Origin of the sequence: Paenibacillus sp. BIC5C1, assembly GCF_032399705.1 — a bacterium.
Classification (GTDB): Bacteria; Bacillota; Bacilli; order Paenibacillales; family Paenibacillaceae; genus Paenibacillus; species Paenibacillus taichungensis_A.
On the sequence record NZ_CP135922.1, the window covers coordinates 5,953,570 to 5,966,645 of the forward strand.

Annotated in this window: 13 protein-coding genes; 1 reads left to right on the forward strand and 12 read right to left on the reverse strand. The window is 44.8% G+C overall.

Annotated features, from left to right (window positions below):
• Window positions 1-128 precede the first annotated feature (128 nt).
• The 11 genes from RS891_RS26650 to RS891_RS26700 all read right to left on the reverse strand — a co-directional run bounded on the left by RS891_RS26650 (window position 129) and on the right by RS891_RS26700 (window position 8,758).
• Window positions 129-527: a DoxX family protein gene (locus tag RS891_RS26650; RefSeq protein ID WP_113056030.1), complete on the reverse strand. Its 399-nt coding sequence runs from the start codon at window positions 525-527 to the stop codon at window positions 129-131.
• A 402-nt stretch (window positions 528-929) separates the two neighbouring features.
• Complete coding sequence (gene zwf, locus RS891_RS26655; RefSeq protein WP_315793641.1) at window positions 930-2,480, reverse strand: glucose-6-phosphate dehydrogenase; 1,551 nt, start codon at window positions 2,478-2,480, stop codon at window positions 930-932.
• 247 nt (window positions 2,481-2,727) lie between these two features.
• The gene (locus RS891_RS26660; protein WP_315793642.1) at window positions 2,728-3,465 is read right to left on the reverse strand and encodes a YwmB family TATA-box binding protein; all 738 of its coding nucleotides are present in this window, start codon (window positions 3,463-3,465) and stop codon (window positions 2,728-2,730) included.
• 243 nt (window positions 3,466-3,708) lie between these two features.
• Window positions 3,709-4,383 (reverse strand): response regulator transcription factor, encoded by a 675-nt coding sequence (locus RS891_RS26665; RefSeq protein WP_090904561.1) that lies wholly within the window; start codon window positions 4,381-4,383, stop codon window positions 3,709-3,711.
• Window positions 4,319-5,440 carry a sensor histidine kinase gene (locus RS891_RS26670; RefSeq protein WP_113056033.1) on the reverse strand — a complete coding sequence of 374 codons (1,122 nt, stop codon included), beginning with the start codon at window positions 5,438-5,440 and terminating at the stop codon, window positions 4,319-4,321. The genes RS891_RS26665 and RS891_RS26670 overlap by 65 nt, the downstream gene beginning before the upstream one ends.
• 33 nt (window positions 5,441-5,473) lie before the next feature.
• Window positions 5,474-6,121 (reverse strand): cell wall-active antibiotics response protein LiaF, encoded by a 648-nt coding sequence (gene liaF, locus RS891_RS26675; RefSeq protein ID WP_113056034.1) that lies wholly within the window; start codon window positions 6,119-6,121, stop codon window positions 5,474-5,476.
• A gap of 149 nt (window positions 6,122-6,270) precedes the next feature.
• Window positions 6,271-6,978, reverse strand: coding sequence for a PspA/IM30 family protein (locus tag RS891_RS26680; protein ID WP_024634152.1), 708 nt, complete (start codon window positions 6,976-6,978; stop codon window positions 6,271-6,273).
• Between the two features lies 1 nt (window position 6,979).
• Window positions 6,980-7,486, reverse strand: coding sequence for a PspC domain-containing protein (locus RS891_RS26685; protein WP_113056035.1), 507 nt, complete (start codon window positions 7,484-7,486; stop codon window positions 6,980-6,982).
• A gap of 17 nt (window positions 7,487-7,503) precedes the next feature.
• Complete coding sequence (locus RS891_RS26690) at window positions 7,504-7,740, reverse strand: PspC domain-containing protein (protein WP_113056036.1); 237 nt, start codon at window positions 7,738-7,740, stop codon at window positions 7,504-7,506.
• A 4-nt stretch (window positions 7,741-7,744) separates the two neighbouring features.
• The gene (locus tag RS891_RS26695) at window positions 7,745-8,416 is read right to left on the reverse strand and encodes a PspA/IM30 family protein (RefSeq protein WP_110002425.1); all 672 of its coding nucleotides are present in this window, start codon (window positions 8,414-8,416) and stop codon (window positions 7,745-7,747) included.
• A 33-nt stretch (window positions 8,417-8,449) separates the two neighbouring features.
• The gene (locus RS891_RS26700; RefSeq protein ID WP_024634156.1) at window positions 8,450-8,758 is read right to left on the reverse strand and encodes a LiaF transmembrane domain-containing protein; all 309 of its coding nucleotides are present in this window, start codon (window positions 8,756-8,758) and stop codon (window positions 8,450-8,452) included.
• 484 nt (window positions 8,759-9,242) lie between these two features.
• Here RS891_RS26700 and RS891_RS26705 point away from each other — a divergent pair, with 484 nt between their 5' ends.
• Window positions 9,243-11,630: a helix-turn-helix domain-containing protein gene (locus RS891_RS26705; RefSeq protein ID WP_315793643.1), complete on the forward strand. Its 2,388-nt coding sequence runs from the start codon at window positions 9,243-9,245 to the stop codon at window positions 11,628-11,630.
• A 154-nt stretch (window positions 11,631-11,784) separates the two neighbouring features.
• Here the strand turns inward: RS891_RS26705 and RS891_RS26710 are convergent, their stop codons facing one another.
• Window positions 11,785-12,711, reverse strand: coding sequence for a class I SAM-dependent methyltransferase (locus tag RS891_RS26710; RefSeq protein ID WP_315793644.1), 927 nt, complete (start codon window positions 12,709-12,711; stop codon window positions 11,785-11,787).
• Window positions 12,712-13,076 lie beyond the last annotated feature (365 nt).

The following is a 13,076-nucleotide window of genomic DNA, read 5'->3' on the forward strand; positions in this document are numbered from 1 at the left end:
CCATAATCTTTACCGAAAATAACCGATTACGTACAGCAGATTCTACTCTTTTCCGATTGCAAAAAAAGAGCACCCTTCCGCCATCATTATGGCTTCCAGGTACTCATAATTCATTTCGCTTACCGCTCTTAGAAAATTAATGTGTCCAGAGCGTATTGTCCTCCACCTGTCAAAGCTAGCGCTACACCAAGGACCAGGATGGCCAGGTTATATTCAAATCCGTTTTGCGTGGACCAGTATCCGTTCGCACCATGAACCTTCACGATGGCAATAACCATAGTCAGAGCAATCAGAATGCCTCCTACTGGTGTGAGCAGACCCAGAGCCAGCAGCAACCCCCCGCCGAATTCCGCCAATCCCGCGAGCAGTGCAACCAGAGCGCCCGGCTTCATCCCCATGGACTCAAACCAGCCGCCGGTTCCCTTTATCCCGTATCCTCCAAACCATCCAAACAGTTTCTGAGCCCCGTGCGCCATGAATGACAATCCAATCACCAAACGAATCAACAACAATCCTACATCCAACATTTTCTTTTCCTCCATTCAATATATACAAAATAGTATTCTTAGATTAAAGATATTATGCTAAATTTTTTTCTTCATGAATGTATTTCGTAACCCCTTCACCTGGTTCACATTTTATCTCATGAATGATGTACGTTTCCGATTCGTCATCGGTTTTTCGTACGTCTTTGCTTAATCTCTTTATCTCTAGAGTTGAGTATAAGTTATATACTTACTTTTTGTCAATAACTGATTTTATTATATGCACATTTTTACATCCCCCACTTCTCTATCGCAAAAAAGACCTGAAAAGATCGCATTTCTGCGTTCTTCCCAAGTCTATTTTTAAAAGTGTTAGTCTTATCACCAATAAAATGACTTCGCTCTAATCAAAACTCCTGCCACTCATGAGTGATACTCCCGCGATTAATTATTTACTTGCCAGATGACACTGTCTTCGTCCTGACCATTAACCGGCCACCAGTGGAACCCATCCTGCTCCAGCAGTTTGCCTATTGCTTCGGGCCCCCACGTACCTGCTGGATACGTGTGCAGCTCTCCGTGATTTTCCGCCCAAGCCGCCGCAATCCGGTCAACGAAGGACCATGCTGTAGCCACTTCATCCCAACGGGTAAAGTAAGTGGAGTCTCCTTCTGCTGCATCATGCAGCAATCGTTCATACGCCTCCGGCGAGTTGATTCCAATCATGCAGCTCTGACAGAAATCCATCGCCAGCGGCTGAATCTCGGAGTCTGAACCCGGTTTCTTGGCATTGATTTTAATATAAATGCCTTCCATCGGATTCACCCGAATAACGAGTAAATTCGGCTCCAGTTTATACTTTTTCCCCAGATAGACGTTACTTGGCATGGATTTGAATTCAACTACAATCTCGGTCGTTTTCACCGGAAGGCGCTTGCCTGTCCGAATATAGAACGGCACACCCGCCCAGCGGAAATTATCCACAAATACACGTGCGGCAAAATAAGTCTCCGTACTGGATTCCGGATCAACCTTGTCCTCCTGACGATAACCAGGAAGCTGCTTACCACGATACTCCCCTTCGGTATACTGCCCGCGCACAACGTTAGTGCTTACTTCTTCATTAGAGGTAAACGCACGCAGAGAACGCAATACTTTAACCTTCTCATCGCGGATGTCCTCCGGGAATAAACGACTTGGCGGCTCCATGGCAATCATCGTTAGCATCTGCAGCATATGGTTCTGGCCCATATCGCGCAAAGCTCCCGAATGATCGTAGTATCCGCCACGTTCTTCCACACCAACCGTCTCTCCAAGGGTAATCTGAACGTTGGCAATATGTTTATTGTTCCAAAGCGGCTCGAAAAAGGCATTACCAAAGCGAATCACTTCGATATTCTGCACCATTTCCTTGCCCAGATAATGGTCAATCCGATAAATCTCTTCCTCACGGAACACTTCACGGATCTGCTCATTCAGATGCTCCGCAGATTGCAGATCATATCCAAATGGTTTCTCAATCACAAGTCGATTCCACCCGCGGCTCTCCAGCATTCCACCATCACGCAAACTATATGAGACGCTGCCGAAGAGCTCAGGTGCCAGCGCCAGATAGAACAGACGGTTACCCGGTGTGTTAAACTTCGCTTCCAAACTCTCTGTCTGCTCACGTAATTCTTTGAAACCGTCCACGTTATTAATATCTAGTGATTTATACTCAAAATGTTCGACAAAAGCGTTCCACTCATCGGGTTCCCCCGCCGGATAGCGGCAGAACTCCTTAATGGATTCATAGATGTCTTCCCGGAATTCTTCTGGTGACCTCGGACGACGCGCTACACCAATAACCGCAAAGTCTTCGGCTAACTTGCCTTCGCGGTAGAGACTGTAGATCGCCGGAAACAGCTTCCGGCGGGCCAAATCACCCGTTGCTCCAAAAATGAAAAATACTGCACCTGGTGTCTGCACTTCATCTTGCATTTGTTTTTCGACCATGGGCTCCTCTTTCTTTCCGGGAAGATATCTCCACACTCTCCCCGAGCTATGTAATGGTGTTATATACGCAACATACAACCGTCAATTACCAGCAAATTTCCTTCTTGGATGTGATGCCATTTTAGCATAAAGCCCCATGGGTTGCACTAATTTTCCTGAGAAATGTTATCAATATTTTTCCACAATTCATGGAAAATTCATCTATAAAATTTCATAATCGGACTTATAAATCTGCTTGAATATTGCATTAATATTCGATCGTGATCACCGGGAAACCTACTGTAACTCGATTAGTCCCCTTTTCGTCATCCTGATGGACAGCAAGCTGCATGTTCAAGTGATGCTTACCGCTTTTAATCGCTATGGGCAGATCCGATGCCTCATATGACACGCTGGCAGTGCTGTTATCTGTATAACGTTCTATCGCTTGCATTTGCATATCTCCAGACAGCTGTTCCTCGATTTGCTGCAATTGACTGCTCGCGCCACTTTCCATTGCACTGGTGCCCTGCACAGCGAAATTCCATGCTGGCTTCATACCCGAATCGTTGAGCAACTTGGATACTTGTTCATGTAATGTGGTCAATAAACGTTGGTCCGTATGTTCATTGCCAGATAACTGGACGATCGCATAGTATTCCTTTTCCCCCGTCACGACAACATTGACCAGAATGCCTGCATGCTGAGCATCAGCAGCCATCTCACTACGATACACATCATGCCCCGTCTGAACACCGTGTTCAGGCTGTTGCAATCCCAGCCGATGAGCGAGCAGCTCTGCCTGCTCTTTTGCATCTCCACGGCCTTCCCCTTGCCATTTGATGACTAGACGCTCCACATGATCGATTGCTGTATCTGCGGTCTTTATCAATTGTTCCAGCTTGTCTGCTTCAGATTCCGTCTTCTCAGCGTACACATGAGTCATGCCTACAAGTATAATGATTGCTAATGCGAGTGTGCCTACTGTCATCCATCGATTTAACATTTCAATCCCCCGCTCTTTCTTACATTCTATGAATCTATCAACAGCATGCCCCCATTACTCATTTGCTAAACTTCTTTTTGGCACACAAAAAAAGCCCCACCCACCATCTTCATGGCTGATCGGACCTTATATCATCTTATGGGCAGAACAAACTTTCGAATCGTGCTCCCCTGATTAGTTCAATTCACTTGAGCACTCAACAAACCAATAGTTCGTGCCTCAACGCTCACACTGCTTCATTTTCTATTCCGCAAGTCCATTTTTATAAGCATAGATGGCTGCCTGTGTACGGTCATCCACGCCTAATTTTGCTAGTATGTTCGTGACATGGAATTTGACCGTCTTGATTCCGATAATGAGATCATCTGCGATGTCCTGGTTCGATTTGCCTTTAGCTACTAACCGAAGTACATCCATCTCACGATCAGTCAATTCATCATGAGCTGGTGCCACTGCCTGCGGCTGTCGGAAACGATTCATCATTTTGGACGCCACTTGTGACTCCAGAACAGATTGCCCCCGAGCAGCAGCACGGATTGCATCTGCCACCTCATTGGCTCTGGATGTTTTCAGCAGATAACTGAAGGCTCCTGCCTCGATAACCGGATACATTTTTTCATCATCCAGATAACTGGTCAGTACAATGACCTTACATTCCGGATACATTTTAAGCAGCTGCCGGGTGGCTTCAATCCCGTCCATTCCTTCCATGACGAGATCCATCAGGACAACGTCAGGTTTATACTCCTGTGCCAACCGAATGCCTTCCTCGCCGCTGCCTGCTTCCCCCACCACTTCAATGCCATCTTCAGTATCCAGCACCGCAGCGAGGCCAATGCGTACCATCTCATGATCATCCACGAGCAATACTTTGATCGACGTTTCCGCTTCCGTCTCCGTTTCTATTCCCGTCTCCATTGACATGTTCTTCCTCGCTTTCATCGTTCATCAAAGGTATTGTAATCTCAATTCGTGTTCCTTTGCCCGGCGCCGTTACAAATTGAATAGCTCCTCCAATTTCAGTCACACGTTCACGCATATTGGCCAGACCGTACGAGGCCTGTTTCTGATCATCGAGATCAAATCCCTGCCCATCATCACGAATCAGTACCCGAATGGCATCCATCCGGCGCTGAAGCCGAATTTCCATCTTTTCTGCCTTCGCATGACGTAATGTATTGGACATCGCTTCCTGAATAATACGGAACAGATGATTCTCGATGCCTTTGATCAAATGAATATCTTCATCCATTTCGAGCACGATGTCCATGGGTACTTTTGTTTTCAACTCCATCACAAGATCGCGCAAACCTTGCTCGAGATGTTTACCCTCCAGATAGACAGGTCGCAAATGCAATAGTAACGCCCGCATCTCGGACTGAGCTACCGACGCCATCTCTTCAATCAGGGCCACCTGCCGCTGGGCACGCGCAAAATCCTTTTCCATTCTTCGTCCAACCGCTGTTGCGGTCATGGAAATGGCGAATAGCTGCTGCGATACCGCATCATGCAATTCTCGTGCCAGGCGCTGTCTCTCCTCCACAATGGCCGTTATTCTGGCCTGTTCAGCCAGTTGAGCGTTATTCGTAGACAGCCTCTGCAGTGAGGATACCTGATCTTCCCACTTTTTGCCGATACGTCCAAGCTGCTCGCTTAATCGCCCGACATCATCAATACCAAGGTCTGGCACTGTACGTGAGAGTGATCCCTTTTCCCATTGCAGCAATGTCTCTCGCAACAGTTCAAGCCTTCGTTTGACCCGATAGCTCTGATAGAAGCCGAAGGCCGCACCCATACCGATCAAGAGCAGCAGTAATGCCAGACCCGATTGAATCAGATGCCTCCACCCTGCAAACGGAGCAAGATAACCATATGTATACAATACATACAAGATTACAATGAGCACAATGAAAACAAGGAGGATCCCTTCACCCATACTTCGGGTTACCATGTCGGTATGTCGTTTTGTCTTCATCCGGGTCTCCTCCTTCTTCACCTATTTAACTTATTACGGATTACTGATGTTTAGGTCGCCAACAATATAAGAAATGACAAATTTTGCTTTATGTTCACTGGACTCATATCCAGGAGTTCTCCATACCAATTTGTTCATCATGCCACTGTCCTGTTCCCCATTAACACTTATCCGTCCAAAGAGTACCGTCGCCTCAATCTCAACACCATAATCTTCAGGCAGCGTCAGACGAACATTTCCCATAACGCCTTGCAGAAGTACAATCGTTTGTTTATCCTCCGGAATGGAGAGGGACAGATCTGCGTTAACCTCACCCAAGGCATGCCATAGGCTCATGCTGCGCAATGTCCATGGTGCCTGATCCCAATAGTAACGAGCCATGAAATTTTGCTTGCGCATGACATGTCCATCTAGATGAATCTTTTTGTTTTTGGAATAAAAGTAAGCGAGCGAAGCCAGTACAATTAAAAATACAATCATTAGATTATCAAGCAACAACAGAGCAGCACCGATACCGAGGTATCGATAGCCTTTGTGTGTGTCACCCTTACGAACTTGAACCATACCTATCGTTAACAGAATCAGTGCGGCGACGGTCAGCAGGTTAATACTTCGGTTCAGTAACATCAGCATGCCGATGACAATAATTACAACAGCAAGCCATTGACCCTTCTTATTCATCTCTGCCGCACCTCCTCTGTAAGTTGATCTTCCCAATTCGACGGAAAAGCCATATCAGGCTTTGAACACCTGTATGGCTTAACCTTTGTTCTAGAAACCGTTCTTTATTCACGATTTATAGAATATCATATTGTCTGCTGAGCGAACAGTTATTCTTTTGAAGTACCGCCCGTTTCATTCTTGGCACCATTGCCGATTTTGTTTTTCAGAGCTTGCAGTTGTTGATCCACTTTGAATTGCTTCTCAGTATCTACAGGATTAGTGTACGTAGATTGTGTATTACGATAAGGTGCGCGGATCACATCGGCTTCTGCTTCCATTTGCATGATTTTCTCTTCCATGCGGTGGAATCCAAGGGATGCGCCACCACTCTCGATGGAGTGCAAGCTGTTGATTTGGGACATTTGTTTTTTGGCTTTCGCCATTTGTGCACGGGATACGAGTTCATTACGTTTGTTACGCATTTTGTAGAACTCGTCTTTCATGTCATGCAGCTGTTGCAGCAAATCTTTGGCTTGAGCTTCGGATTGAGCATGAAGTTCTCTGTATTCCGTAATTTTTTGATCGAAGTAGATTTTCTCTTCCAGCAATTTACGGGCTACTTCTTCCTGACCATTAGCCAGTGCAGCCTCTGCCTGAGACTCACGTTGCACCGATGTACGTTCTGCTTCGTCCAGACGCTGTTTCATGCGGCGTTCATTCGCCATTTGTTTGGCAACGGTTACCTCTGCCTCATGAATTTCAGCCTCCATGTCACGCAAGTACTGGTTCAACATTACAATCGGGTCTTCCACTTTATCCAACATATCATTTACCGACGCTTTAGTCATATCCTTAATCCGTTTAAATACTCCCATTTTACTTTTCTCCCTTCTCGTAACGAGATAATTTTTGGCGAAGCTCTTCAACTTCTTTTTTCAATGCTTTTTTCTCAATATCTTTCATCATGGAATCAAGTTCACTTTCTTGCTGTGACCCTGCTCCGTAAGCGTTATTGTCGTAAGAACGTGGACCAGACTGAGGTCTGCTGTTATATCCTGGGCCAGGACCGAAGTTTCCGGGACCTTGATTACGGTTGTTTTGGAAAGGACCTCTTGGTGGCTCGTGATCAAAGTTGTTGTATCCTCTACCAGCGCCAGGACCTGGGCCCGGACCATAGCCGTATGGATCATAAGGTGGATATGGCTCTTTTGGCACCACCAGTGCTGCGATGAAGTAGATTAACAATGACGTGCCGCCAGTTACGAAGATACTGATGACAAAGATGATACGCAGCAGGGTTGAATCCATGCCGATCGACTCGGATATACCACCACACAATCCTGTCAGCATCCGGTCACGCGTTGAGCGATATAATTTGCTCATATGCTTACTCCTTTCGTTTACTTGTATCCTCTTCCGTGATCAGCACCATAGGTGTATGGATCAGCGTGATAGGGTTCTTTTGGCACTACCAATGCAGCGATGAAGTAGATCAGCAATGATGTACCCCCCGTAGCGAAAATACTGATGAAGAAAATGATACGCAGCAGCGTGGAACTAAATCCAAGATTTTCAGAGATGCCGCCGATCAAACCTGTCATCATACGATTACGCGATGAGCGGTAAAGTTTATTCATGTGTCTACTCCTTTCTGTCATTGTTTAGCTTTTGTTTCAGCCGTTCCAGTTCTTTGTCCAGCGTAGAGGATGACATGGTGCCGGATGTACCTGCCCCATCCTGACTCATCCGCCGCAAATCCCGGAGACTTTGCGCCTCATATTCAAGATCAGATACCTGATCGTCCAACCGGTTGAACATACGGGGTACATTCTGACCGTTGTAGTGACCTCTCTGATTCATTCGCTGCTGCAATTGAATCGTCTGCATACGAGCGTAGTAATATTGACGTTTGCTGTATACATTCTGATACTCCACTTTCAGTTGGTCGATCTGTTCATCCAGTTCCTGTAAAGCCGCATTGCTTTGTGCGTACAATTCATTGTATTGCTCCATTTTTTCCTCGTGGAGGATTTTCTCCTGCAAAGCAAGTTTAGCCAAATGCTCCTCGCCTGCTTTCAGAGCCATGGAAGCTTGTTCTTCCCGTTTGTGTACCATACCTGCTGCCTGATCCGCTTGTTGTTTCATTTGTCTGGTATGGCTTGCATATTGGTGACGAAGCTTCTCGGCTTCACCGATGTCTTGGCGGGTCGAGACCAGAAACTGATCAATCAGTTTAACTGGATCCTGACTTTGCTCCAGATGTTCGTTTAAATTAGCTACGGTAATATCCCGCATTCGACGAAATACACTCATTTTGTCTGTCCTCCTTATCATAATCGTGAAAGCTTAGTAACGGCCACGACGACTGCGATTATTACTCAACATGGAGAATCCGAAGATAATTAACCCAATCGCGATGATCGGTCCGATCAGCCAGGCCAGTTTACCCAGCAGTGAGAGGATACCGATGAAGAGAACAATCCATCCAAGCAGTACATTTCCTCGTTTAACTCCGTAGTATCCAAGTGCAATCATCAGGATCGGAATCAGATAACCCATTAAATGTCCCAGTAGGGGAGTTAACTTTCCGAAGAGGAGAAGTGCACCCAATGCAATCAGTACAATCGCCCAGCCATTTCCTTTATTCCATCTCATAATTATTGTTCACCGCCCTTTCGGTTCATTAATTTGATTTGTGTGTTTGTTTGTTCGTTTGTTTCTTGTTTAACCTTATGTCCTTATTCTAGGGGAAACTGCGACTTTTCAAAACAGACCGTGGACGGTTTTTCATCCTAGACTCAGGTCGGGGATGGGGTTGGACCTTTGACTGTCCCTGGATCAGACCATTGACCACTGTACCGAATAACAGCCTTAGATATCCCTTATTACCCTTCTTCAACGCCGATCCCCCGTGTGAATATGACGTCCATACCTTTTATCTACGTTCCTCTCCGATTGACGTTTCCCATTACATGTTCTAGGAAAGCTAACGACTATTAATCTGAGCGATTACATGATATTCTTTTCCAATTGGATTTTTATTACTTTTTTATCCAAATAAACAAAATTTAGATTGTTCTATATGTAAGCGTTTACTAAAATAGAAAGTGTTACTAATTCAAAAGTCAGGAGTGGACCTGTGCGATCATTCAGCTATCTACATAAGATGATAGTCTTCGGAATCTTGTTAAGTACCCTGCCCATTCTGTTGACGGGAATCGCCGCTTTTATCTATTCTTCGAAACAATCAGAACTGCATCGTGCACAAGCCAATAAACAACTGTTAATCCAAATGCAAACTAATGTAGAGCACAAACTTGCAACCGTAAGTTATATGCTCGATCAGGCCGTTCGGTCACCGGACACGCTCCATTCTCTAACGTCATCCTCATCGATTCAGGGCACCGGCCCTTTGTTTGCTGAGAAGTTACAGACCGAATTCAAGAATATGAGGTCGTGGGAGCCTTTAATGGATATTACGCTCGTAAATCAGACCCAAGACTGGCTTATCGATCATGCTGGCCTATACCTGAATACTGATTTCCCAATGGCTCTGCCTATGAAAGACTTGTTATCGAACACACTCACATCCGGTTGGCAACTTACACCCTCATCCGTGTTTAACAATAATGAGCGCCCGGTGAATTCAGGCTGCATCTACCATATTGCTCTTGCCAGATCGATACCCGATGTAAATGTTTCTTCTGAAGCTGCCCTGATTGCGGGAATTCCGGCATGTTCACTGCAAAAACCACTGGAAGAGGAATCTCCTGAAAGTTCTGCGGCCGGACTGATCATTTTGAATCGTGAACAACGTATCATGGTCCACCCCGATCCCCAATATATTGGTCAGCCATTGGCTGCATCAGGAATATGGGACAGCGATTCGAAGGCCAGCTTTAGTGCATTGTTATCTAAGCGTAGTTTCGCTACCTCCTCAGGTCAACGTGAGGTACGGATTGCAGATACACATTACTCGCTGTCCTACACGCATTCTTCTCTAAAAGGGTGGACCTATATTCTCATTTCACCTACGAATATTCTAACTCACGAGTATGTTCAGATTGGGCTGCACACCATGTATATCAGTGTTGCTATGCTACTGCTTTCCCTGCTGCTCTCTTGGATCGGTTCAAGGCGAATGCATATTCCAATCCGCAAGCTTCTTGCACAGCTCGGTGACAAACGGTTGTCCAAAGGTAATTTTAAAACCAAGTCTATACTTTATATGGATGAATTCGAGCAAATCAGAGCCGGTATTTCTCAGTTATCGGCTTCTCAATCCCAGCTTGAAAGCAAATTAAATCAATATAAGTTGCACATCCGTACTCATTTTCTAATCAACCTGCTTCTGGGCAAAAATGCACCGTCCACTCTCCATGACACACTCAGAGAGAATGGTTATGGTTCACAACTTCAAGAGTGGCAACAAATAGCCGTCATTGCAGTTCAGGCTGAACTTGTGAATCACACCAAATATCATGCCAAGGATCGTGATTTGTTGCTGTTTGCCGTCCAAAACATACTGGAGGAGAGTATTTATGCAGAGCAACAGTTATTCACCGTGGTATATGAACAGGCTGTCGTTACCATTATAGGTACCCCTGAGCAAGATCTTGTTCGTTTTTCACAGCATTTGTATACGTTAACGGAACAACTACAGCAACAGATCAGTGAGATCCTTAGTCTCCAGGTAAGCATTGGCTTCAGTCAGCCCCACGCCTCCCTATTTCATATATCGCAGGCTTATACGGAGGCCCTTGAAGCGCTCAAGCATCGAATGAAACTGGGAGCAGGTATCATCTTTCAATTTGAGACGATCGATAATCGTACCTCACATTGGGCACTGCGATATCCCGAATCACTGGAGTATACGCTGATACAGGCTATCCAAAATGCCGATGAAGCCCTAGCATCCTCTCATCTCCATCAGTTGCTTGAAGTACTCTTTGGCATGGAATGCACACCGGAAGAATATCAGGTAGCACTCACCCGGTTGTTAACACATATTTTGCAGATGATGCAGGAATCCGGTATACGACTGGGACAGATCACCAAAGGCCATGGGTCCATTTTCAATGAACTTCATACTCTGCAGTATGCTGCTGAGGTTGAGCAATGGTTTAACAATCATATCATCATACCGATCATTCTCATTTTGAAAGAAAGACAGTACGCCCAATACCAGCACATATCCGAGAAAATGATTGCCATCATCCAGCAAGAATACGATAAGGATCTGACGTTGGAGGAATGCGCATCCAGACTCCATTACAATTCCAACTACCTAAGCAGTGTGTTCCGCAAAGAGACAGGCTGTGCATTTAGTGAGTATCTGACGAAGTACCGCTTCAGTATAGCTAAAAAGTGGCTCGACGAAAGCGAGTTGACGATCAAGGATATCGCTGCACGGCTTCGTTATAACAATCCACAGAACTTTATCCGTTCTTTTCGAAAATGGGAAGGAATCACGCCCGGACAATATAGGGAACGTAAGCAGAAGCCTGATCTATCCATAAAGCAGTAAACGGCTCTTTGGGGGATGAAGTACTATTTATAGAAGAAGAACGTTTGTTATTCAGGCGAAGAATAAATTGTGTTATATCCGACCATCAAAAAAAGGGAGCAGTTATAACTGCTCCCTTAAAACTTCATCTAAAATGATTACTGCTGGAATAGGTCTACTTTTCCTTGGTACGTACCACTTTCATATTCGGTTGCTCCAATTGAATCAGAATTTTACCAAACTTCCCTCCGCGTGAGAATGTAACCACACCATCTTTGTAAGTGTCTCTGATATATTGTTCAGCCAGGGCAAGAGAACCTTCATCCGTTGGCAGTTCGTGCGTGCTAAGCCATTCCTTAAGCTTATCAACGACTTCCTCAACAGGCATCTCAATATAACTTGTTTCTTTAGTGATTAAGGTGGTGTACGAATAATCTTTCAGGTACAGCAGCTGTTGTATATATCCCATATCTCCAGCGTTGTATGATGGATAGGCTCCTAATACCTCTTTAAGCTCATCTATTAGTGTGTGCTCTCTCGATCCAGCCATCGTGCTAATATAAACATACTTTCGGGCAGTGCTGATCGCCTGTTCAATCGTTTCCCAATTCGACATCGCCGGGCACATGGATGCAAATGCAAAATCATATTTCTTCTCCCAGCCCTTTTCCTGAATCGATATGTCCTCGAACCGCTCTGAAACGATATCAATACTGGATGTAAGGGATGCAGGAATTGTCTCCTTCATTAAGGAAACTAACAGTTCAGATGGCTCTACAGCTATAACGCTCGCTCCTTTAGTTGCAAAAGGAATCGTAAAGATGCCCGATGCTGCTCCAATATCTAATATCGATAAACCGTCAAAACTCACTCCCTGATTTTCAATCCAACCTATGATGCGTTCAGAGCGCTTCTTCCCCTCTTCAGTAAACGAATGTTGATGATATTCTCTAGCCCATCGTTCAAATGCAGATGTCGCGTCAAACGCCGTGCTCTTCATATTGTATTTTGAAACTGTGGACTGATTCTTCCACGCTTCTTCCCACACAAATCGATCAAATAAAATCTCAGAATGCTTGGATACATTTTTTTCTCCAGACACGTTGCTTCACTCCATTTCTTTTATGAAATAAAAATTCACTCGCAAAAAGGATATTATCTTGTTTCAATAAACACCTTTTATACAAATTTAAAAGAGCTTTAATATCCTTAATTAAACTAAAATATTATCAGAGACTTTACACATCTACAATATACTTATTAAAGTCATGCGTCAATACATAAACAAAATAATTATGAGATACCAGAATATCGTGTATTTGCCCTAGCATATGCTGGATTCCCCTGTAAAAATGGTGTTGTTATGACCTACAAGAATCCATTCAGGAGCCCTTCTTTGCTTAATTGCCGCACGTCATCTTTCAATTCGCCAAATAAAAAAGCTCATTAGATTTTGCATCTAATGAG